Annotated in this window: 22 protein-coding genes, 1 tRNA gene and 1 pseudogene; 17 read left to right on the forward strand and 7 right to left on the reverse strand. The window is 70.5% G+C overall.

Annotated elements, in window-relative coordinates:
* The first annotated feature begins 46 nt into the window (after positions 1 to 46).
* From E2169_RS01565 to E2169_RS01575, 3 genes and pseudogenes are all read left to right on the forward strand, one after another.
* The gene (locus E2169_RS01565) at positions 47 to 985 is read left to right on the forward strand and encodes a segregation and condensation protein A (protein ID WP_132984863.1); all 939 of its coding nucleotides are present in this window, start codon (positions 47 to 49) and stop codon (positions 983 to 985) included.
* A gap of 27 nt (positions 986 to 1,012) precedes the next feature.
* Positions 1,013 to 1,562 (forward strand): annotated as a pseudogene (gene scpB, locus E2169_RS01570) (SMC-Scp complex subunit ScpB); the annotation flags it as partial.
* Between the two features lie 190 nt (positions 1,563 to 1,752).
* A complete protein-coding gene (locus E2169_RS01575) occupies positions 1,753 to 3,309 on the forward strand; it encodes a pseudouridine synthase (protein ID WP_132984865.1) in 1,557 nt (518 codons plus the stop codon).
* 6 nt (positions 3,310 to 3,315) lie between these two features.
* Here the strand turns inward: E2169_RS01575 and E2169_RS01580 are convergent, their stop codons facing one another.
* Both E2169_RS01580 and E2169_RS01585 read right to left on the reverse strand, forming a co-directional pair.
* The gene (locus tag E2169_RS01580) at positions 3,316 to 4,110 is read right to left on the reverse strand and encodes an amidohydrolase (RefSeq protein ID WP_132984866.1); all 795 of its coding nucleotides are present in this window, start codon (positions 4,108 to 4,110) and stop codon (positions 3,316 to 3,318) included.
* A gap of 72 nt (positions 4,111 to 4,182) precedes the next feature.
* Positions 4,183 to 5,328, reverse strand: a complete 1,146-nt coding sequence (locus tag E2169_RS01585) for a pyridoxal phosphate-dependent aminotransferase (RefSeq protein WP_132984867.1) — start codon at positions 5,326 to 5,328, stop codon at positions 4,183 to 4,185.
* A gap of 76 nt (positions 5,329 to 5,404) precedes the next feature.
* Here E2169_RS01585 and E2169_RS01590 point away from each other — a divergent pair, with 76 nt between their 5' ends.
* From E2169_RS01590 to E2169_RS01655, 14 genes are all read left to right on the forward strand, one after another.
* Positions 5,405 to 5,890 (forward strand): DUF3293 domain-containing protein, encoded by a 486-nt coding sequence (locus E2169_RS01590; RefSeq protein ID WP_132984868.1) that lies wholly within the window; start codon positions 5,405 to 5,407, stop codon positions 5,888 to 5,890.
* A gap of 36 nt (positions 5,891 to 5,926) precedes the next feature.
* Positions 5,927 to 6,571 carry a heme ABC exporter ATP-binding protein CcmA gene (gene ccmA / locus E2169_RS01595; protein ID WP_132984869.1) on the forward strand — a complete coding sequence of 215 codons (645 nt, stop codon included), beginning with the start codon at positions 5,927 to 5,929 and terminating at the stop codon, positions 6,569 to 6,571.
* A complete protein-coding gene (gene ccmB / locus E2169_RS01600; protein WP_132984870.1) occupies positions 6,568 to 7,239 on the forward strand; it encodes a heme exporter protein CcmB in 672 nt (223 codons plus the stop codon). Before ccmA ends, ccmB begins: the two co-directional genes overlap by 4 nt.
* 244 nt (positions 7,240 to 7,483) lie before the next feature.
* Positions 7,484 to 8,233 carry a heme ABC transporter permease gene (locus E2169_RS01605; RefSeq protein ID WP_132985434.1) on the forward strand — a complete coding sequence of 250 codons (750 nt, stop codon included), beginning with the start codon at positions 7,484 to 7,486 and terminating at the stop codon, positions 8,231 to 8,233.
* Positions 8,230 to 8,406, forward strand: a complete 177-nt coding sequence (gene ccmD / locus E2169_RS01610) for a heme exporter protein CcmD (protein ID WP_132984871.1) — start codon at positions 8,230 to 8,232, stop codon at positions 8,404 to 8,406. Before E2169_RS01605 ends, ccmD begins: the two co-directional genes overlap by 4 nt.
* Positions 8,403 to 8,891 carry a cytochrome c maturation protein CcmE gene (gene ccmE / locus E2169_RS01615; RefSeq protein WP_132984872.1) on the forward strand — a complete coding sequence of 163 codons (489 nt, stop codon included), beginning with the start codon at positions 8,403 to 8,405 and terminating at the stop codon, positions 8,889 to 8,891. Before ccmD ends, ccmE begins: the two co-directional genes overlap by 4 nt.
* The gene (locus tag E2169_RS01620) at positions 8,892 to 10,820 is read left to right on the forward strand and encodes a heme lyase CcmF/NrfE family subunit (RefSeq protein ID WP_132984873.1); all 1,929 of its coding nucleotides are present in this window, start codon (positions 8,892 to 8,894) and stop codon (positions 10,818 to 10,820) included.
* Complete coding sequence (locus tag E2169_RS01625) at positions 10,817 to 11,407, forward strand: DsbE family thiol:disulfide interchange protein (protein ID WP_132984874.1); 591 nt, start codon at positions 10,817 to 10,819, stop codon at positions 11,405 to 11,407. The genes E2169_RS01620 and E2169_RS01625 overlap by 4 nt, the downstream gene beginning before the upstream one ends.
* Entirely contained in the window at positions 11,404 to 11,898 is a 495-nt protein-coding gene (locus E2169_RS01630) for a cytochrome c-type biogenesis protein (protein ID WP_370465102.1), read from the forward strand. The genes E2169_RS01625 and E2169_RS01630 overlap by 4 nt, the downstream gene beginning before the upstream one ends.
* The gene (locus E2169_RS01635; RefSeq protein WP_132984875.1) at positions 11,898 to 13,016 is read left to right on the forward strand and encodes a tetratricopeptide repeat protein; all 1,119 of its coding nucleotides are present in this window, start codon (positions 11,898 to 11,900) and stop codon (positions 13,014 to 13,016) included. The genes E2169_RS01630 and E2169_RS01635 overlap by 1 nt, the downstream gene beginning before the upstream one ends.
* A gap of 61 nt (positions 13,017 to 13,077) precedes the next feature.
* Positions 13,078 to 14,193 (forward strand): homoserine O-acetyltransferase MetX, encoded by a 1,116-nt coding sequence (metX, locus tag E2169_RS01640; protein ID WP_132984876.1) that lies wholly within the window; start codon positions 13,078 to 13,080, stop codon positions 14,191 to 14,193.
* 73 nt (positions 14,194 to 14,266) lie between these two features.
* Positions 14,267 to 14,878, forward strand: coding sequence for a cysteine dioxygenase family protein (locus E2169_RS01645; RefSeq protein WP_188726138.1), 612 nt, complete (start codon positions 14,267 to 14,269; stop codon positions 14,876 to 14,878).
* A 20-nt stretch (positions 14,879 to 14,898) separates the two neighbouring features.
* Positions 14,899 to 14,986: transfer RNA gene (locus tag E2169_RS01650), tRNA-Leu, on the forward strand.
* A gap of 224 nt (positions 14,987 to 15,210) precedes the next feature.
* Entirely contained in the window at positions 15,211 to 16,017 is an 807-nt protein-coding gene (locus tag E2169_RS01655; RefSeq protein ID WP_229659119.1) for an NRDE family protein, read from the forward strand.
* Between the two features lie 52 nt (positions 16,018 to 16,069).
* Here E2169_RS01655 and E2169_RS01660 read toward each other — a convergent pair whose 3' ends face one another.
* The 5 genes from E2169_RS01660 to phaE all read right to left on the reverse strand — a co-directional run bounded on the left by E2169_RS01660 (position 16,070) and on the right by phaE (position 19,745).
* Positions 16,070 to 16,474: a hypothetical protein gene (locus E2169_RS01660; RefSeq protein ID WP_132984877.1), complete on the reverse strand. Its 405-nt coding sequence runs from the start codon at positions 16,472 to 16,474 to the stop codon at positions 16,070 to 16,072.
* 227 nt (positions 16,475 to 16,701) lie between these two features.
* Positions 16,702 to 17,181, reverse strand: a complete 480-nt coding sequence (locus E2169_RS01665; RefSeq protein WP_132984878.1) for a hypothetical protein — start codon at positions 17,179 to 17,181, stop codon at positions 16,702 to 16,704.
* Complete coding sequence (locus tag E2169_RS01670) at positions 17,178 to 17,378, reverse strand: PspC domain-containing protein (protein ID WP_132984879.1); 201 nt, start codon at positions 17,376 to 17,378, stop codon at positions 17,178 to 17,180. The genes E2169_RS01665 and E2169_RS01670 overlap by 4 nt, the downstream gene beginning before the upstream one ends.
* Positions 17,375 to 18,439: a class III poly(R)-hydroxyalkanoic acid synthase subunit PhaC gene (phaC, locus tag E2169_RS01675; RefSeq protein WP_132984880.1), complete on the reverse strand. Its 1,065-nt coding sequence runs from the start codon at positions 18,437 to 18,439 to the stop codon at positions 17,375 to 17,377. Before phaC ends, E2169_RS01670 begins: the two co-directional genes overlap by 4 nt.
* A 1-nt stretch (position 18,440) precedes the next feature.
* The gene (gene phaE, locus E2169_RS01680; RefSeq protein WP_132984881.1) at positions 18,441 to 19,745 is read right to left on the reverse strand and encodes a class III poly(R)-hydroxyalkanoic acid synthase subunit PhaE; all 1,305 of its coding nucleotides are present in this window, start codon (positions 19,743 to 19,745) and stop codon (positions 18,441 to 18,443) included.
* Positions 19,746 to 19,760: the final 15 nt, after the last annotated feature.

The following is a 19,760-nucleotide window of genomic DNA, read 5'->3' on the forward strand; positions in this document are numbered from 1 at the left end:
CCTTGCCGTCCAATGTTCCAGTGGCCCGGAGGGGGCCGCCAAACCGATGACCCAAGCCGGTCCAGACACCGCCGCCGTACCCGAGTCCGACGCCCCGGCGTCCGGGAGCCATCCGCTGCAGCAGGAGTTCGCGCTGGCAACGGTGCACGGCCAGCCGCTGCTGCAGATGCCGCAGGACCTCTACATCCCGCCGGATGCGCTCGAGGTCATCCTCGAGGCCTTCGAAGGCCCGCTGGACCTGCTGCTGTACCTGATCCGCCGCCAGAACCTCGACATCCTCGACATCCCGGTGGCGGAGATCACGCGCCAGTACGTGACCTACATCGACGTCATGCAGGAGCTGCGCTTCGAGTTGGCGGCCGAATACCTGGTGATGGCCGCGATCCTGGCCGAGATCAAGTCGCGGATGCTGCTGCCGCGGCCGCCGCTCGAGGAAGGCCTGGAAGACGACCCGCGCGCCGACCTCGTCCGCCGCCTGCAGGAGTACGAGCGCTTCAAGCAGGCCGCCGAGGACGTCGACGCCCTGCCGCGCATGGACCGCGACACCGCGCCGGCGCAGGCCTTCATGCCCGAGCGCAACGTCCACCGCGAGCCGCCGCCGGTGGATCTGCGCGAGATGCTGCTGGCCCTGCACGACGTGCTCAAGCGCGCCGACCTGTTCACCGGGCACGCCATCAAGCGCGACGCCCTGAGCGTGCGCCAGCGCATGGGCGAGCTGCTCACCCGGCTCGAGGACGGTGCCTTCCACCGCTTCGAGCAGCTGTTCGAGCCCCGCGAGGGCCGGCTTGGCGTGGTGGTCACCTTCCTGTCGATCCTCGAGCTGGCCAAGGAGCAGCTGCTCGACGTGGTGCAGGAGGAGCCGCTGGCGCCGATCTACGTCAAGTCGCTGGCCGTGGCGCGCGAGGACGGCCCGCCGCTGGAGTTCGCCAGCGAGTTCGACGACGACATCGAGCCCGCCGCCAACGATGACGACGCGGCGCGCTGACGCACCGCTTCCTGCCACAGGACACCCATGGATCCGCAACTGATCAAACGCATCGTCGAAGCCGCGCTGCTGGCCGCCAGCCAACCGCTGACCGTGGTGCAGCTCAACGGCCTGTTCCCGCTCGATGAGCCCGCGCCCGACGGCAGCATCCCGCAGGCGCTGGACGCCCTGCAGGCCGACTGCGCCGAACGCGGCGTGGAGCTGGTCGAGGTCGCGTCGGGCTGGCGCTACCAGGTGAAAGCCGACGTCCACCCCTGGGTGGCGCGGCTGTGGACCGAGCGCCAGGTCAAGTACACGCGTGCAACGCTCGAGACCCTGGCCCTGATCGCCTACCGCCAGCCGATCACCCGCGGCGAGATCGAACAGGTCCGCGGCGTCGCCACCAACAGCAACATCATCAAGGCGCTGGAAGAACGCGAGTGGATTCGCGTCGTCGGCCACCGCGACATGCCCGGCAAGCCCGAGCTGCTCGGCACCACCAAGGGCTTCCTCGACTATTTCGGCCTCAAGCGCCTGGACGAACTGCCGCCGCTGTCCGAGCTCAAGGATTTCGGCGAACTGGAGCCGCAACTGCGGTTCGAACCCGAAGCCGCCAGCGACGGGGACAGCACCGCCGATGCGATGCCGCTCGGCGACATCGCCGCCGGCAACGACACTGAAAACAACACCGTGGATTCCGCGGATACCGAACCAAGCCCGCCGCAAGACGCGGCACGACAAGAAGATGCCCTCGCCGTCGAAGGCGACAGCACCGGAGTGGAAGAAGAATGACCCAAGACAAGACAGGCGGCCGCAAGCTGTCGCTGAAGCGCAGCACCGACACCGCCACCGACGCACCCGATGCGCCCCGCCTGGAAGAACGCCTGCACAAGGTGCTGGCCCAGGCCGGCCTGGGTTCGCGCCGCGCGCTCGAGCAGCGCATCGCCGAAGGCCTGGTCAAGGTCAACGGCGAGATCGCACAGGTCGGCGTGAGCGTCGGCGGCGGTGACCGCGTCGAACTGGACGGCAAGACCTTCGTCGCCAGCGCGCTCACCGAGCCGGCGCGCGTGCTGCTCTACAACAAGCCCGAGGGTGAAGTGACCACGCGCGAGGATCCCGAGGGCCGGCCGACGATCTTCGATGCCCTGCCCGCGCTCAAGGGCGCGCGCTGGATCGCGATCGGGCGCCTGGACATCAACACCACCGGCCTGCTGCTGCTGACCACCGACGGCGAGCTCGCCAACGCGATGATGCACCCCTCGTTCGAGATCGAGCGCGAGTACGTCTGCCGCGTGCGCGCGCCCGAGGGCGAGGAAACGGTGGCCGAGGGCATCGTCGACCGCCTGCGCCGCGGCGTCGTGCTCGACGACGGCCCGGCGAAGTTCGACGAGATCAAGCGCATCGGCGGCACAGACTCCAACGAATGGTTCCAGGTGCTGCTCAAGGAGGGCCGCAACCGCGAGGTGCGCCGCCTGTGGGAGTCGCAGGGCTGCCAGGTCAGCCGCCTCAAGCGCGTGCGCTACGGACCGGTGGAGCTGCCCCAGCCGCTGCTGCGCGGGCAGTCGCAGGAGCTGTCCGACGACAAGGTGCAGTCGCTTCGCGCGAAGCTCGGCCTCGAGGACGGCGCCCCCGCCGCCCTCACCCTGCTGCCGGTGATCGGCCAGCGCCGCGCCGCCAAGTCCACGGTGCACGTCGGCGGCCAGCACCGCAGCAATGGCTATGTCGGCGGCCACAGCACCGCCGACGAAGGCCGCGAACTGCGCCGCTTCGACAACGTCCGCGAGGACCGCGGCCGTCGCGGTCAGCGCAAGCCCTCCGGCGGCCTGACGGTCACCGGCGAGGCCGCTGCGCGCCAGTCGCACAATCCGCTCAAGGCGCGCAAGGACAAGCGCGCCCTGCCCGAAGGCAATCCCGCCACGTTCCGCAGCTGGTACGTGCCCGATGGCGTCGACACCGGCCCGTCGGGGCATCGCAACGCGGGTCCGGCGGGTGCGCGCAAACCCGGCGGCCCCGGTGGCGGTCCTCGCAAGCCGGGTGGCGCGGGTCGGCCTGGCGGCGCAGGCCGGCCGGCACGCGCGGCGCATCCCTACGGACATCCGGGCAACGCGCCGGTCTTCCCCTCCGACCACGCCACCCCCGGTGGCGCACATGACCGGCCCCGCGGTCCGCGCACCGGTCGTCCCGGCGGAAAGCCGGGCGGTGGAAAGCCCGGCGGTGGCAAGCCCGGCGGCGGGCGTCCCGGCGCCGGCGCGCGTCCGGGCGGCAATACCCGGCCGGGCGGACGCCCGCAGGGCGCGGGTCCACGCGGGCCGCGCAGCGGCGGCGGCGGCCGCCGCGGCGCCTGAGCCCGGTCAGTCCGCGAGCGTGAACGCATCCCCGTCGCGCAGCGCGGGGAAATGCTCGCGATGGGCCGCCAGCGTGCCGGCGAGCAGGGTCGTGGTCACCACCACCTCCTCGTCGGCGCACTCGCTGAGCGGCGCACCGAGGAAGTCGATCACCGCGCTGTCGCCGGAGTACGCCAGGCCGTTGCCGTCACGCCCGACGCGGTTGAGTCCGGCGACGTAGCACAGGTTCTCGATCGCCCGCGCGCGCAGCAGCGTCTTCCAGGCATACGCGCGCGCGGCCGGCCAGTTCGCCACGTACAACTGCAGGTCGAAATCGGGCCTGCCCGTCGCGTCGAGGGTATTGCGCGCGAACACCGGGAAGCGCAGGTCGTAGCAGACCAGCGGATTGATGCGCCAGCCCTTGAGTTCCACCACCAGGCGGTCGCGACCGGCGGCATAGCGCTCGTGCTCGCGCGCGTAGGTGAACAGGTGGCGCTTGTCGTAGTACTGCAGCCCGCCGTCGGGCGTGGCCCAGAGCATGCGGTTGTAGACGCGGCCGTCGTCGCGCAGCTGCACGCTGCCGCTCACCACCACGCCCAGCGCGGCGGCCTGGTCGCGCATCCAGCGCACGGTGGGCCCGTCCATGCCCTCGGCCTGGTCGATGGCCTCGTTGCTGAAGCCGCTGGTGAATGTTTCCGGCAGCAACACCAGGTCGGTGATGCCGCGCAGCGGCGCGATCAGTTCACCGTAGTACTCGCGGTTGCCACTGGGGTCGTGCCAGAGCGTTTCGCCCTGGACCAGAGAGATGCGCAGATTGTCCATGACCCGATCTTAGTCCGCCCGCGCGACGAGGGATCCTTCCCTGCCCCTGTCCGTGTCCCCGGCCTGCGCCGGTTACAGCCTTGCCAGGCGTTCGATGGCCGCGTCCAGGGTCGGCTGCGCCTTGGCGAAGCACAGCCGCGCCAGACGCTGCCCGGCGGGCGGCGTCTCGTAGAAGGGTGAAAGCGGGATCGAGGCCACGCCGTGCTCGATGGTCAGCCAGCGGCAGAATTCCACGTCGGACAGGTCGCTGACCGCCGAATAGTCGACCAGCTGGAAGTAGCCGCCCGGCACCGGCAGCGGCCGCAGGCGCGTGGCCTCGAGCTGCTCGCGGAACGCGTCGCGCTTGGCCTGGTAGAAGTCGCCCAGGCCGAGGTGGTGCCCCGGCTCCTTGCGCAGCATCTCGGCGAACGCGTGCTGCGCCGGCGCGAAGGTGCAGAACACGTTGTACTGGTGCACCTTGCGGAACTCGAGCGACAGCCCCGGCGGCGCGATGCAGTAGCCGACCTTCCAGCCGGTGCAGTGGTAGGTCTTGCCGAAGCTCGACACCACGAACGCCCGCTCGCGCAGCGCCGGATAGCGCAATGCCGACTCGTGGCGGGCGCCGTCGAAGACGATGTGCTCGTAGACCTCGTCGGAGACCAGCCAGACGCCGGTGTCCTGGACGATGGCGGCGAGCTCGGCCATGTCGTCGGCAGTGAGCGTCGCACCCGAGGGGTTGTGCGGCGTATTGACGATCAGCATCCGCGTCTTCGGACCGATGGCCGCGCGCACCCGCGCCCAGTCCGGCGCGAAGGTCGCCGGATCCAGCGGCACGTGCACCGCGCGCGCGCCGGCCAGGTCGATCGCCGGTTCGTAGCAGTCGTAGGCCGGGTCCAGCACCACGACCTCGTCGCCGGCGCGGACCAGCGCATGCACGGCGTTGAAGATCGCCTCGGTGGCGCCGCTGGTCACGGTGACCTCGGCCTCCGGATCCGGGCGATGGCCGTACAGCGACAGGGTCTTGTCGGCGATCGCCTCGCGCAACGTGGCCACACCGGTCATCGGCGCGTACTGGTTGTGGCCGGCACGCATCGCGCGGCCCAGGGACTCCACCAGGCGCGCCGGCACGTCGAAGTCGGGGAAGCCCTGCCCCAGGTTGACCGCACCGTGCTCGGCCGCCAGCTGCGACATCACGGTGAAAATGGTCGTACCGACCTTCGGAAGCTTGGTGCCGGGCATGCAGGATCCTCCACCCGGCCGCCTGCCGGTGAACGGCGAGTTTACGCAGCCGCCCGCCTGGCGTTAAATCCCGGACATGCCGACGCAGCCGCCCGCCGTCCCCGAGGCCGAAGTCCAGCGCCTCGCCACCGCCTATCTCGAAGCGGACTATCGCTGGGCGCGCGACGGCGACTGGCATGACATCCACATCGGCCTGCCAGTCCCCGGGCTCGAACTGCTGCATCCTCGCGTGCGCAGCTTCGGGCTGCTGTCGGCCTGGAATCCGTATTCGAAGCCGCGCGAGGAGTCCGCCAACCGGCGCGCGGACGTGGCGCTGGAAACGGAACTCGCCACGCGCGATCTCAAGCACATTCCAGCGTTTTCTTCGGCGGCAAATCGCAGCTGGCGGGAGCCGGGCTGGGTGATCTTCGACATCACCGCCGCGGAACTCGACCACCTGCGCCGCGAGTTCGGGCAGCTCGGTGCACTGTGGTGGCAGCGCGGCAGCGCCGTGCGCCTGCGCATGCAGTCCACGCGTCCCTCGCGGTTCCACCGCGACGCTCCGGTCGACTGGCTAGAATAGCCGCCACCCGGTCGCCGTCGCGGCCCGTGCCGCACGATGCCCGAATCCGCCAACGCCGCTCCAGCGCTGCTTTCCGCACAGGCCCTGCGCTTCACGCGCAACGGGATGCCCGTGTTCGGGCCGATCGATTTCGAAGTCGCGGCCGGCGAAGCGCTGCTGGTCCAGGGCGACAACGGCGCCGGCAAGACCACCCTGCTCAAGGTCCTGGCCGGGCTGCTGCGCGCCGACGACGGCGACATCCGGCTGCAGGGCCAGGCTGCGGCAGCAGCGTTGCGCGCACGCGTGGTCGGCTATCTCGGTCACCTGCCGGCGCAGAAGGCCGACCTGAGCGCACTGGAGAACCTGCGCTTCCTCTGTGGCCTGCACGGCAGTCGCCCGGGAATGTCGCTCGAGGACGCCATGGACACCGTCGGCCTGGCGGGCTACGAGGATGCCCTGGCCCGTCAGATGTCGGCCGGGCAGCGCAAGCGCCTGTCGCTCGCACGACTGTGGCTGTCGCCGGCGCCGCTGTGGCTGCTCGACGAACCCTATGCCAACCTCGATCTCGAGGGCATCGAGCTGGTGAACCGCATGGTGCAGGCGCACCTCAGGGAGGGCGGCGGCGCGATGGTCACCACCCACGGCGCCTACGCCGCGCCGCCGGTCCGCACCCGGCTGCTGGTGCTGGAGCAGCCGTCATGATGTGGTCCGCCGCCCGCGCACTCGCCGTCCGCGACCTGCAGCTGCTATGGCGCAGGCGCGGCGACGCACTGCAGCCGGCGCTGTTCGCACTCCTGGTGCTGGTGCTGTTCGCGCTGGCCCTGGGCAACGATCCGGAGATGCTGGCCCGGGTGGCACCGGGCGCACTGTGGGTGGCGGTGCTGCTGTCGGGCCTGTTGGCCCTGGACACGCTGTTCCGCGGCGACGCCGAGGACGGCTCGCTGGAGCAGTGGCTGCTGGCGCCGGTGCCGCTGGCCTGGCTGGTGCTGGTGCGCGTGGCCACGCACTGGGCGACCACGGCGCTGCCGCTGGTGCTGGCGATGCCGCTGCTGGCCGAGCTGATGGCCCTGCCGCGCGACCACTGGCCGGTGCTGTTCGCGGCCTTGATGCTGGGAACTCCGCTGCTGGCGCTGCTGGGCGCGGTGGTCGCCGCACTCACCGTGGGCATGCGCCGCTCCGGGATCCTGGTGGCGCTGCTCGCGCTACCGCTGTACGTGCCCGTGCTGGTATTCGGCGCCGGCAGCGTCACCGCCGCTGCGCAGGGCTTCGACCCGGTCGGCGGCCTGCTGCTGCTGGCCGCGGGACTGGTGGCGGCGCTGGTACTGGCACCGCTCGCCGCCGCGGCAGCGATCCGGATCGCATTGGCGTAGAACCAAGGCCTGTCTTCCTGCGCCGCGTACTCCCCCGCTGAGCGCGTAGGGCACGATCACCCTGACGCCGTAAACCGACACCGGCAACGCCGCGGGATGGCCACTGTGTGCCATCCCCTGCGCTTGGCCCGGGGGACCAAACCTGAAAGAATGCACCAACGGGCGCCAAAGGCGTCCGTCGAGGCCTTGAGCCTGCCCACCCTCGGCCTGCCCACCTCCAGCCAGCGAAAACCAGATGTCCGACATGAATCCGGTGATCCGCTGGTTCCACCAGCTTGGTTCACCCCCCTACTTCGACCGGTTCGCCGCCAGGTGGTCGCCCTGGGGCTACGCGCTGGGCGCGCTGGTGATGGCCTGGGGCATGTACGGCGCGCTGTTCCAGGTGCCCGCGGACTACCAGCAGGGTGACAGCTTCCGCATCCTCTACATCCACGTGCCGGCGGCCTGGATGAGCCTGCTCGTCTTCGGCCTGATGGCGCTGTACTCCGCGATCGCGCTCATCTGGCGGATCAAGCTCTGCGAGATCCTCGCCATGGCCTGCGCGCCGATCGGCGCCGCCTTCACCTTCGTCACCCTCGCCACCGGCTCGATCTGGGGCAAGCCGATGTGGGGCACCTGGTGGGACTGGGACCCGCGCCTGAGCAGCCAGTTGGTGCTGCTGTTCCTCTACCTGGGCGTGATCGGCCTGTACCACGCCATCGACGACCGCCGCACCGCCGCGCGCGCCGCGGGCCTGCTGGCCCTGGTCGGCGTGGTCATGCTGCCGATCATCCGCTACTCCGTGGTGTGGTGGAACTCGCTGCACCAGGGCCAGACCATCCGCGTGTTCGGCGACTCCTCGATGGACCCAAGCATGATCCCGCCGCTGGTGTGGATGCTGATCGGCACCAAGCTCTGGTTCGCCGGCTCGCTGCTGGCGCGCGCGCGCGCCGACAACCTGCAGCGCGAAGCCGGCAAGGACTGGGTCCGCCGCATCGCGGGGACGAACGAATGAGCTATCGCGAATATGTCATCGCCGCCTATGCGGTGTTCGCCGTGATGCTGGTGTGGGACTACCTCGCACCCCGCTTCGCCATCGCGCGCCAGCTGCGCGCCGCGCGCAAACTGGCGGCGCGCCGTGCCGCCCGCCCCACCCGACCCGACCGTTCCACGGAGCTTGGCCGATGAACCCCACCCGCCGCCGACGCCTCTGGTTCGTGCTCGCCATCGTTGCCGCCTCCGCCCTGGTCGCGGTGCTGGTGGCCGCTGCGCTGGAGCGCAACGTCGCCTACCTGTTCACCCCTGCCGAAATCCTCGACGGCCGCGCCGGCGAAGACGTCGCCTCGGGCGCCACCCGCTTCCGGCTCGGCGGCATGGTCGCCGGCGACTCCTTCGAGCGCACGCCGGGTTCGATGGAAGCGCGCTTCCTGGTCAGCGACGGCGACGCGCTGATGCCGGTCGTGTTCTCCGGCATCCTCCCCGACCTGTTCCGCGAGAACCAGTCGGTGATCGCCACCGGCCGCATGCGCGCCGATGGCACCTTCGTCGCCGATGACGTGCTGGCCAAGCACGACGAGACCTACGTGCCCAAGGAAGTCGCCGACAAGATGGGACTGGCGCACGAAAAACACGACGTCGACATGCCCGCGCCGCAGTCCGAAGGCGGTCTCTAGGTGCTGCCGGAGATCGGCCAGGCGGCGCTTGCGCTGGCCCTGGTATTCGCCGTACTCCAGGGCATCGCCGGCCTGGCTGGCGCCGCCCGCGGGCGCGAGGACCTGGCGGCCGTCACGCGCCCGGCCGCGCTCGCGCAGCTGGTGCTGGTACTCGCCGCCTACGTGCTGCTGACCCTGGCCTTCGTGCTGCAGGACTTCTCGGTCAAGTACGTCGCCGACAACTCCAACTCGCTGCTGCCGCTCGTCTATCGCTACACCGCGGTCTGGGGCGCGCACGAAGGCTCGCTGCTGCTGTGGGCACTGATGCTGGCGGTGTGGAACGCGGCGGTGGCGGCGCTGTCGGGCCGCATCCCCTGGAGCTTCCGCGCGCGCGCCCTCGGCGTGATCGGCCTGGTCGCGGTGGGCTTCCTGTCGTTCATGTTCTTCACCTCGAACCCGTTCGACCGGCTGCTGCCGGCGGTGCTGGAAGGCCACGACCTCAACCCGCTGCTGCAGGACCCGGGGATGATCATCCATCCGCCGCTGCTGTACATCGGCTACATCGGTTTCGTGGTGCCCTTCGCGTTCGCGATCGCGGCGCTGCTGGAGGGCGCCGTCGACGCGCGCTGGCTGCGCTGGTCGCGGCCGTGGACCAACGTCGCCTGGGCCTTCCTCACCGTCGGCATCGCCATGGGCAGCTGGTGGGCCTACTACGAGCTCGGCTGGGGCGGCTGGTGGTTCTGGGATCCGGTCGAGAACGCGAGCTTCATGCCCTGGCTGGTGGGCGCCGCGCTGATCCATTCGCAGGCGGTCACCGAGAAGCGCGGCAGCTTCAGCAGCTGGACGATGCTGCTGGCGATCGCGGCGTTCTCGCTGTCGCTGCTGGGCGCGTTCCTGGTGCGCTCGGGCGTGCTGACCAGCGTGCACTCCTTCGCCGCCGATCCGTCGCGCGGCCTCTTCATCCTCATCTTCCTGGGGGCCGTGATCGGCGGCGCGCTGCTGGTCTATGTGACGCGCGCGCCGCGACTGGCGCAAGGCAAGCCTTTCGCGGTCGCCTCCCGCGAGACCCTGCTGCTGGTCAACAACCTGCTCCTGGCCTCGGCCTGCGCAATGGTGCTGCTGGGCACGCTGTACCCGCTGATCGCCGATGCCCTGGGCCTCGGCAAGGTCTCGGTGGGGCCGCCCTACTTCGGCACGCTGTTCCTGGTGCTGATGGCGCCGCTGGTGCTGCTGGTGCCGTTCGGCCCGCTGACCCGCTGGCAGCAGGAGCAGGCCTCCAGGCCGCTGGCGATGCTGGCGCCCTGGCTCGGCCTTGCCGTGCTGGTGGGCGTGATCGCATGGTTCAAGGCGCCGCAGGGCGCGTTGAAGACCGGCTTCGGCGTGGCGGCGGCCGCATGGGTGGCGCTGGGCACGCTGCGCTTCGCGTGGACGCGGCTGCGCGCCAAGGGCCGCAGCTTCACCCCGGAGATGTTCGGCATGGTGCTGGGGCACCTCGGCGTCGCCGTGTTCGTGATCGGCGCGATGCTGGTCGAGGCGCAGAACGTGCTGCGCGAGGTGCCGATGGTGCCCGGCGAGACGCAGACGATCGGCCGCTACGCCTTCCGTTTCGACGGCGTCGAGCGCGTGCCGGGACCGAACTACATGGCCGACCGCGGGCATGTGCAGGTGTTCCGCGACGACCGGCCGCTGGTGCTGCTGCATCCCGAGAAGCGCGCCTACGCCAGCGGCGGCCAGGTGATGACCGACGCCGGCATCCACGCCGGAGTGCGCGCCGACATCTTCGTGGCCCTGGGTGAACCGCTCGGCGGCGAGGCCTGGGCGGTGCGCCTGCACATCAAGCCCTTCATACGCTGGATCTGGGCCGGCGCGCTGCTGATGGCGCTGGGCGGCCTGGTCACCGCCACCGACCGCCGCTTCCGGCTGCCACTGAAGCAGGAGGCGGCGCCATGAGCACGTCCCTGCCTCCCGAAACGCCTCCTGCCGACGGCGGTCGCAGGCTGCTGACCGCGCTCTTGTTCGGCGGCTTCCTCACCCTGTTGGTGCTGCTGGGCTGGGGCGTGAGCCGGTCCGACCGTCCCGACCGCGAATCCCTGCCCTCGCCGCTGATCGGCAAGCCGGCGCCGGAGTTCTCGCTGCCGGTGCTGCACGACAGCGACTACCGCGTCGGCAGCGACGACCTGCGCGGCCAGCCCTACCTGATGAACGTCTGGGGCAGCTGGTGCCCGGCCTGCCAGGTCGAGCACCCGGTGCTGGCGCGCTACGCCGAAACCAGGCGCATCCGCGTGGTCGGCTACAACTGGAAGGACGAGCCCGAGGACGCGCTGCGCTGGCTCGAGCAGTTCGGCAATCCCTACTGGGTGGTGATCACCGACTACGACAGCGACGCCGCGATCGAATGGGGCATCTACGGCGCACCCGAGACCTTCCTGGTCGACGCCGAAGGCATCGTGCGCTGGAAGCACGTGGGTCCGCTGACCGACGAACTGATCGACGACGTGGTCGCACCGATGGTGGACGCCATGGAGGGCGGCGCATGAACCTGCATACCACCACCGGCCCGATGCCCGCCGCGCTCGGGGCCTGCCTGCTGGCGCTGCTGATGGCCACGCTGGCGCTGGCCCCCTCGCCCGCAACGGCGCAGGTTGCGCGCCCCGCGCAGCCGCTGGAGTTCCGCGACCGTGCCGAAGAGCAGCGCTTCCACGAGCTGACCCTCGAACTGCGCTGCGTGATGTGCCAGAACCAGTCGCTGGCGGACTCCGACGCGCCGATCGCCCACGACCTGCGCCGCGAAGTCTTCAACCTCATGCGCGAAGGCCGCAGCGACGCCGAGATCAAGACCTTCCTGGTCGAGCGCTACGGCGAGTTCGTGCTCTATCGTCCGCAGTTCGGCGGCGCCACGCTGCTGCTGTGGCTGGGGCCGGCGGTCGTGCTGCTGGCCGGCGCGGTCGTGCTGGTGGTGGTGGTGCGCAAACGCGCAGCGGCCAACCGCAAGGCGCTCGATCCCGTCGACGACGGACAGGAGTGGTGATGACCGTCGTATTCCTGCTTGCCGTGCTGTTCGGATCGCTGCTCGCCGCGGCGCTGGTGGCCGCACCGCTGCGCCGCGCTTCCCCGCGCAGCTGGCTCACCGTGCTGGCGCTGGTGCCGGTACTCGCGCTCGGCCTTTACCAGATGCTGGGCACGCCGGCAGCGCTTGATCCGGCCCTGCGCGCAACCCCTGCGGCGGCGGTCGGAGATGCCCCGCATGTCGATCCGGCGGAGTTTGCCGAGGCGGTCGTGCAGCTGCGCGCCGAACTCGAGCGCAATCCGCAGCAGCCGGAGGGCTGGGCGCTGCTTGCGCGCTCGCTGTCGGTGCAGGGCGACGCCGCCGGCGCGCGCGACGCGTACGCGAGAGCGCTGGAGCTGGTTCCCGACGAACCTGCGCTGATGGTGGAAGTCGCGCAGGCCAGCGCCCAGGCGCATCCGCAGAATCTGTTCGACGACCAGGCGCTGGCCCTGCTCGAGCGCGCCGCGACCCTGCAGCCGGCCAACCAGCGCGCGCGCTGGTTCATCGGAGTGGCCCAGCGCCAGCGCAACATGGACGCGGAAGCGGTCGCGACCTGGGAGGCGCTGCTGCCCGACGTCGACCCGTCCACCGCCGCCAGCCTCACCAACCAGATTGCCGAGGCGCGCGAAGCCGCGGGCCTGCCTCCGGCCACACAGGCGGCAGCCGGGGTAGTCGGCACTGAAGGCGGCACCACGACCGCGCCGCCTGCCATCGCGCAGTCCGGCGGCAGCGCCAACGCCGCTGTCGCCGCACCTGCCGGCAGCGGCCTCCGCGTGCGCATCAGCCTCGCCCCCGGCGTCGCCGAGCGCCTCGGCGGCAGGGGCACGGTCTTCGTGATGGCGCGCGCCCCCGACGGTCCGCCGATGCCGGTGGCCGCCGAGCGCCACGACGTTTCCGCGCTGCCGCTGGAGATCGTGCTCGATGACGCCGACAGCCCGATGCCCACTCAGGTCCTTTCGCAGCTGGAAGAGGCCCTGGTCTCGGCGCGCGTCTCCGCCAGCGGCACCGTCGAGCGCAGCGCAGACGACGTGGAATCCGCGCCGGTCCGCGTGTCCCTGCCGACCGAGGCGATCGTGGAGCTGGTGATCGGCGCGGAGTGAGCCGTCCTTGATGGGCGCGTCGCGGCCGACACCCCATGCCGCGGCCGTTAAACTTGCGGCCATGACCGAATTCATCCCGCCCGGCACGCGCTTCCTCGAACTGCCCTCGCCCTTTGCCATGAAACGCGGCGGCGGTCTGCGCGAGGGCCGCATCGCCTACGAGACCTGGGGTCGCCGCAACGCCGCCGGCGACAACTCCATCCTCATCCTCACCGGCCTGTCGCCGGACGCGCATGCCGCGGCGAACGAGGCTGATCCCGCCCCCGGCTGGTGGGAGGCGATGCTGGGCCCCGGGAAGGCGATCGATACCGACCGCTGGCACGTGGTCTGCGTGAACTCGCTGGGCAGCTGCAAGGGATCCAGCGGGCCGGCTTCGATCGATCCGGCCACCGGCCAGCCCTGGCGCATCGCCTTCCCCGACGTCGCCATCGAGGACATCGCCGATTCCGCGGCGCACGCCGTGCGCGCACTCGGCATCGAGCGCCTGGCCTGCGTGATCGGCAACTCCATGGGCGGCATGGCCGCGCTCGCCCTGCTCGCGCGCCATCCCGGCATCTCGCGCAGCCACATCAACGTGTCGGGCGCCGCGCGCGCATTGCCGTTCTCGATCGCGATCCGCTCGCTGCAGCGCGAGGCCATCCGCCTGGACCCGCACTGGAACAACGGCGACTACGATGACGCGAACTATCCCGAAAGCGGCATGCGCATGGCGCGCAAACTCGGCGTGATCACGTATCGATCCGCGCTGGAGTGGGACGGCCGCTTCGGCCGCGTGCGCCTGGACTCCGACCGCCGCGACGACGAGGACCCCTTCGGCCTCGAGTTCGAGGTCGAGAGCTACCTCGAGGCCCACGCCAGGCGCTTCGTGCGCAACTTCGACCCCAATTGCTATCTCTACCTCAGCCGCTGCATGGACTGGTTCGACATCGGCGAATCCTGCGGCGGCACCACGGCCGACGGCCTGGCCCGGATCCGCGTGGAGCGCGCACTGGCGATCGGCGTACACACCGACCTCCTGTTCCCGCTGCAGCAGCAGCAGGAAATCGCCGACGGGCTGCGCGCCGGCGGTGCCGAATCCACGCTGCTGCCGCTGGAATCGCCACAGGGACATGACGCCTTCCTGGTGGACTTCGCCCGCTTCACGCCCGCGGTCGGTGGCTTCCTGGCGGCGCTTTGAGGCCGGGCATCGCACCGGGCAGGATGCTGCACCGCGGCGCGAGGGCGGCGCGGGGCGTCGTACACTCGGGCCCATGACCCAGACCCGCGAGGACGCCGATGGCGTCCTGTCCGACATCGACTTCCCCGGCCGCGCGCGCCTGATCGCCGGCATCGACGCGGCGCTGGCCGCCGGCGACTGCCACGCCATCACCGCGGCCCTGCGCAACGTCATGTGCGGACTGATCCGCGACCCCGCGGTCCGCCTTCCCGACTGCGTGCACACGCCGATCGCCGACCACTACGCCCGCCGCGAGCTGTATCGAAGCCCGGAGCACGGCTACAGCGTGGTCGCCATGACCTGGGGACCGGGCCAGGGCACGCCGATCCACGACCACGCCGGCTGCTGGTGCGTGGAAGGCGTCTGGTCGGGCGAGCTGGAAATCACCCAGTACGAGCTTCTGGAGCACGACGGCGACCGCTTCCGCTTCCGCTCCGCAGGCGGCCTGCAGGCCGGTCCCGGCAGCGCCGGCAGCCTGATCCCGCCGCACGAGTACCACACCATCCGCAACGCCGACGCCGATGCGATCGCCGTGTCCCTGCACGTCTACGAGGCGCCGTTGGAGGCGTGCTCGCGCTTCGAGCCGATGAGCGGCGAATGGCATCTGCGTACGGACAGCGCGCTGCGTACCGACACGACGGCCTGACCGCTATACTTGCCGCCCGCGCCGGAATGGCGGAATCGGTAGACGCAGCGGACTCAAAATCCGCCGGGCTAAACACCTGTGTGGGTTCGAGTCCCACTTCCGGCACCACTGTAGGATTTTTCTGACCCCTTTGCCGGGGCTGGGCCGATACCGCGGACCTGCGCCGTGCCGGATCATGCGGATTCCGGCAGCACAGCGCACCAACGGACGGCGCGCCGCCTACAGGAAGTCCGGCCGTGGCCATCGGCCACGGTGCTGGGCCGGGATCTCAAAGTCGTAGCATCAGGCGCGCAACGCGCCTTCCCGGGTGGATCCCGCCCGGGACCGCTACCATGAGCGGCATGTGCCTGATCGCCCTCGCCTGGCGCCTCCATCCCCGCTACCAGCTGGCCATCGCGGCCAACCGGGACGAACTCCATGCCCGCCCCGCTGCCGCGGCAAGCCTTGATCCCGACGCCCCCGCCGTTTATGGCGGACGCGACCTGGTGCAGGGCGGCAGCTGGCTGCAGGTATCGGCGCACGGCCGGCTTGCAGCCGTCACCAACGTTCGCGACGGCCGCGGCAGCATGGCACCACAACCGTGTTCAAGGGGCTGGCTGGTTCGCGACTTCGTCCGGGACCACGTCGCGGCGGAGGATTTCGCCATGACGCAGGCCGCCTCTCCGGGCTACGGCCCGTTCAATGCGTTGTTCTGGGATGGCGACTCCCTTGTCCACGCCAGCAACCATCCAGAGGCGTTCGGGGCTGTAGTGACCCCCGGCATCCACGCGATGTCGAACGGCGCCTTCGATGCGCCCTGGCCGAAAAGCATGGCGGCAACGCGCGCGCTCGAGACCTGGTTGGGCACGCCGGCCGCATCGGCCGATCTGCCGGGCTCTCCGGAGGTGCTGGAGCCGCTGTTCGCAGCGCTCGCGGACACCACCCTGGCGCCCGACGACACGCTTCCGGACACGGGCGTGGGGCTCGCTCTCGAGCGCGCGCTTTCGCCTCCATTCGTGGACGGGCCGGAATACGGCACCCGCTGCAGCACCATCGTGCTGGTGGCACGCGATCACGTGCTGTTCGCCGAACGGCGTTACGGCCCCGCGGGCGTGCGCAGCGGCGACAGCATCGCCATGGTTCCCCTGCCCGTCAGCTGATGCCCGTCAGCTGACGCCGCAGCATCGGTGACGCACACCCGCTCCGCCCGGATCAGGGCGAACTGGCGCGGCAGCGCAGCGGCACGTTGTCCTCGAGTCCCTGCTCCCATCCATTGGGACGACGCAGCGCGATCGTGTGATTGATGCATGCGCGCTCGGCGCCATCGCGCATCGCAGCCACCGGCCCCGGAAGCATCACGAGATCACCGCCGCTGGACTGTCCGACCTCGACCACCGCCGCGTCCTCCAACGGCGCTTCGTCTTCGAATTCGTCGTAGTCCGTCCCGGCACGCTCCACCACCGCCGTTGCCGCCACAGGCTCGCTCCCGGAGCCGAAGACGGCACCCACTACGTGACCGACGACATCCGCCACCAGGATGCCGACGGCCACCGCGAGCATCATCGGCAGGAAGAAGGACCAGGGCGTGACGTCGTCGCGCAGGCGGACTGGACTCATGGGCGTGGCCTCCGTTTCAGAGATCACATTAACGCGTCCGTCCCCGGACGGCGCCTCGGGTAAACCCCAGGGAGAACCGCGGCAAGCCCCACAAGTGAAAGGCCCAGTCGTCCGGGTTTCCCCGGTCGGCTGAGCCTTCCGTCGTCGAAGCGATTGCGTTGGGCCGTGAGGCCGTTCCGCTTTTTCTTCGACGGGTCGACCATAGCGCAGGCGGCGTTAAACGCTCGTCAATCCACGCGACCGTCCGTCGGCGGCGCCGGCCAGGGCCACCAGCCGCGGCCGGTGAGCGCGTAGCGGTCGGCGGCGCGTTCGAACCGGTTGCGCACGCCGATTCCGCCGCACAGGAAGTACATGGGAAGGAACAGCGGGCCGAGTGACATGTACTGCAGTACATGCGCGCGCTCGTGGTCGGCGAGCCGCACTGCAGGTTGTTCGCACAGCCCGGCGCGGTGGGCATAGGTCAGGCAGTCGCTGTCGATGCTGTCGCCGGTATGCAGGATCACGTTGCCCAGGGTGAGCGCCCCGCCCGGCCCCCAGGGCACCGCGTCGAATACCAGGGCGAGGTCGCGCCTGCGCAGTCGAACGCGCGCGCCGAAGGGCAGCGCGGCCAGTCCCGCCAACAGGCCGGCCAAGGTGTTGGGCAGCGTCCAGGCGATGCCGAGCGCGCCGAGCACCCGCCGCAACGCGCGCAGGCCGCGCGCGCTCACCCGTCCTCGGGCATCAGCAGCCACAGCAGCAGGTAGGCGAGAATGCCGGGGAAGGCCGCCGACAGCACCGAGAACACGACGTACAGCACGCGCAGCAGGGTGGAATTCCAGCCGAAGCGGCGCGCGATGCCGCCAACCACGCCCACGAGCACGCGGTCGTCGAGCGGTCGGCTGAGGCTGGGCTTCGCGGTGTTCATCGCTGCGCCAACCAGTTGTGGATCGCGTCGGGCACTTCCTTCTGTGCCCGTCCCGAGACATAGATGCCGATATGGCCACCGCGGAACGACAGCTCCGAATAGTCGCTGCCGCCGATCAGCCCGCCCAGCGGCTTCGAGGCCGACGGCGGTACGAGATGGTCCTGCTCGGCGTAGATGTTGAGCACCGGTATCTCCACGTTCCCCAGGTGCACCTCGCGGCCGCCGATCTCGATGCCGCCCTCGACGAAGCCGTTGCCCTGGTAATACATCTTGATGAACTGGCGGAAGGCCTCGCCCGCCTGGTCTGGCGAGTCGAAGATCCACTTCTCCATGCGCAGGAAGTCCTCCATCGCCGCCTTGTCGTCGAGGATGTCGGCCATGCCCACGTACTTCTGCACGAACAGCCGCCAGGGCTTGAGCGTGAGGTAGCACATGTTCATCAGGTCGGCCGGCACGTTGCCGAGGGTGTCGACGAACAGGTCGACGTCCATCCCGCGCGTCCAGTTCGACAGCATGTTGTCCGGCGTGTGGAAGTCCACCGGCGTCACCATGGTGATGAGGTTGCGGAGCTTGCCGGGGTTGAGCGCGGCGTAGCTGAGCGAGAACGCGCCGCCCTGGCAGATGCCGAGCAGGTTGATGGCATCCAGTCCGTGTACCGCGCGCAGGTGGTCGACGGCGCCGCCGATGAAGCGTTCGATGTAGTCCTCGAGGTCGAGGAAGCGGTCGGAGCGGTCGGGATAGCCCCAGTCGATGATGTAGACGTCCTCGCCGCGCGCCAGCAGCTGGCGCACCAGCGACTTGTTGTCCTGCAGGTCGACCATGTAGGGCCGGTTGACCAGGGCATAGGCGATCAGCAGCGGCACGCGGGCCGTGGGCTTGCGCTCGCCGATGAAGCGGTAAAGCACCACTTTGCCGTCGCGCCAGACCTCCTCGCGTCGGGTGGCGCCGAAGTCGACGTCGTCGACCTCGCGCAGCACCTGCAGGCCCGCAGCGAGTTTCTGCTGCAGCCGCATGGCCTCTTCGGCCAGCCCCGCGGGGGTGATGTTGAGCGGACCGTACATGTCAGCGCTTCCCCTTCTTCACGGACTTCTTCGTCGACTTCGACGCCATGGGCTCGGGCGTCCGCGGCATTGCACCGGCGATCGCGCCGCCGAAGCTCCTGCCCCTGGACGATCGCCCACCGGTCGTCTTCGCGACCCGTCTGGCCGCCGTCTTGCCGGGGCGCTTTGCAGCGCGCTTCGTGACGGTCTTGGCGGCACGCGCGGGAGCACGCTTGGCCGCGGGCTTGGCGACCGCCTTGGCGGTACTGCGTGCGGCCGTCTTCTTCGGGGCCTTTCGCGCGCGCCTGGGAGGCACAACGGCTTCAGCAGTGGACGCCGGCTCCGCTGCGGGCGCGGGCGCCGGGGCCGGCCGGCGCTGCGGCGCACCCGCGGCGCGCGCACCGCCACCCGATCCGCCTGCAATCGCATCACGCAGCCGCCGCACCTCGCGTTCCAGCTGCGCCAACTTGCGGTGTGCGCCGTCGAGTTCAGTGCGCGTGGGCATGCCCAGCTGCGTGCAGGCGTCCTCCACCATGCGCTGCACCCCGGCGCGCACGCGCATCTGCGCATTGACCAGGTTGCCGTAGACCTCACGGAACTCCGGCGACAGCGCGATCTCGGCGTAGGCCTCCTCGGCCGCGTCGATCCAGAGGTCGAACAGGGCGCGGGCGGACTGGAGCTGGCGCCCCGGTTCCTCGTGGTCGACCAGCCTGTTCTCGAAGATCACGAACGCTTCCTGCTGCGCCTTGAGCATCAGCGCAGCGTGGGCATTGGAGGCCTGCTGGTACTCGGCCACGTGGGCCGCCAGCGCCTGCTGGCGCTCCTGCTGCTCGCGACCGGAGCCGAAAGCCGGCATGCGCAGCCAGGACATGCCCTCGTCGCGGACCTCGTCGAGCCAGGGCGAGGCGTCATCGACCCACTGCCCCAGGCCCTGCAGCCCGTGTCCGCGCATGCTGCGCAGCATCTCGGGGAAGGGGTTCTCGCCGCTGGCCCCCAGCGCCTCCTTCCAGGCGCGCGCGACGTCGACCGCACTGGCTTCCTGGCCGGCGAAACGCGCGGCGACTTCCTGCATGCGCCCGTACCAGCGGCGGGCCTGGCTGTTGAAGTGCGTGAGCGCGTCGTTGGACTCGCTGCGGCCGCCGTGGGCCAGCCGCGTCCACCAGTCCAGGGATTCCTGCCAGGCCTCCGCGCCCAGCGGCGGCAGCTGCGGCCCGCCCATGCCGGGGATGGCGCCGGTGCCCGGCACCGCGCTGCGCAGCGCGTCGCCCCAGGCGGCCCAGTAACGCCGCGCCAGTGACTCGAAATCGTCCCTTGGATTCCCCGACATCACCTGCCTCCGTCC

It is taken from the genome of Luteimonas terricola (genome assembly GCF_004352845.1).
GTDB lineage: Bacteria > Pseudomonadota > Gammaproteobacteria > Xanthomonadales > Xanthomonadaceae > Luteimonas > Luteimonas terricola.

Excerpts from the sequence above, each read along its gene's own strand:
- E2169_RS01565 (WP_132984863.1), top strand. The coding sequence starts at position 47 with ATGACCCAAGCCGGTCCAGACACCGCCGCCGTACCCGAGTCCGACGCC.
- E2169_RS01575 (WP_132984865.1), top strand. The coding sequence starts at position 1,753 with ATGACCCAAGACAAGACAGGCGGCCGCAAGCTGTCGCTGAAGCGCAGC.
- E2169_RS01580 (WP_132984866.1), bottom strand. The coding sequence starts at position 4,110 with ATGGACAATCTGCGCATCTCTCTGGTCCAGGGCGAAACGCTCTGGCAC.
- E2169_RS01585 (WP_132984867.1), bottom strand. The coding sequence starts at position 5,328 with ATGCCCGGCACCAAGCTTCCGAAGGTCGGTACGACCATTTTCACCGTG.
- E2169_RS01590 (WP_132984868.1), top strand. The coding sequence starts at position 5,405 with ATGCCGACGCAGCCGCCCGCCGTCCCCGAGGCCGAAGTCCAGCGCCTC.
- ccmA (WP_132984869.1), top strand. The coding sequence starts at position 5,927 with ATGCCCGAATCCGCCAACGCCGCTCCAGCGCTGCTTTCCGCACAGGCC.
- ccmB (WP_132984870.1), top strand. The coding sequence starts at position 6,568 with ATGATGTGGTCCGCCGCCCGCGCACTCGCCGTCCGCGACCTGCAGCTG.
- E2169_RS01605 (WP_132985434.1), top strand. The coding sequence starts at position 7,484 with ATGAATCCGGTGATCCGCTGGTTCCACCAGCTTGGTTCACCCCCCTAC.
- ccmD (WP_132984871.1), top strand. The coding sequence starts at position 8,230 with ATGAGCTATCGCGAATATGTCATCGCCGCCTATGCGGTGTTCGCCGTG.
- ccmE (WP_132984872.1), top strand. The coding sequence starts at position 8,403 with ATGAACCCCACCCGCCGCCGACGCCTCTGGTTCGTGCTCGCCATCGTT.
- E2169_RS01625 (WP_132984874.1), top strand. The coding sequence starts at position 10,817 with ATGAGCACGTCCCTGCCTCCCGAAACGCCTCCTGCCGACGGCGGTCGC.
- E2169_RS01630 (WP_370465102.1), top strand. The coding sequence starts at position 11,404 with ATGAACCTGCATACCACCACCGGCCCGATGCCCGCCGCGCTCGGGGCC.
- E2169_RS01635 (WP_132984875.1), top strand. The coding sequence starts at position 11,898 with ATGACCGTCGTATTCCTGCTTGCCGTGCTGTTCGGATCGCTGCTCGCC.
- metX (WP_132984876.1), top strand. The coding sequence starts at position 13,078 with ATGACCGAATTCATCCCGCCCGGCACGCGCTTCCTCGAACTGCCCTCG.
- E2169_RS01645 (WP_188726138.1), top strand. The coding sequence starts at position 14,267 with ATGACCCAGACCCGCGAGGACGCCGATGGCGTCCTGTCCGACATCGAC.
- E2169_RS01655 (WP_229659119.1), top strand. The coding sequence starts at position 15,211 with ATGAGCGGCATGTGCCTGATCGCCCTCGCCTGGCGCCTCCATCCCCGC.
- E2169_RS01660 (WP_132984877.1), bottom strand. The coding sequence starts at position 16,474 with ATGAGTCCAGTCCGCCTGCGCGACGACGTCACGCCCTGGTCCTTCTTC.
- E2169_RS01670 (WP_132984879.1), bottom strand. The coding sequence starts at position 17,378 with ATGAACACCGCGAAGCCCAGCCTCAGCCGACCGCTCGACGACCGCGTG.
- phaC (WP_132984880.1), bottom strand. The coding sequence starts at position 18,439 with ATGTACGGTCCGCTCAACATCACCCCCGCGGGGCTGGCCGAAGAGGCC.
- phaE (WP_132984881.1), bottom strand. The coding sequence starts at position 19,745 with ATGTCGGGGAATCCAAGGGACGATTTCGAGTCACTGGCGCGGCGTTAC.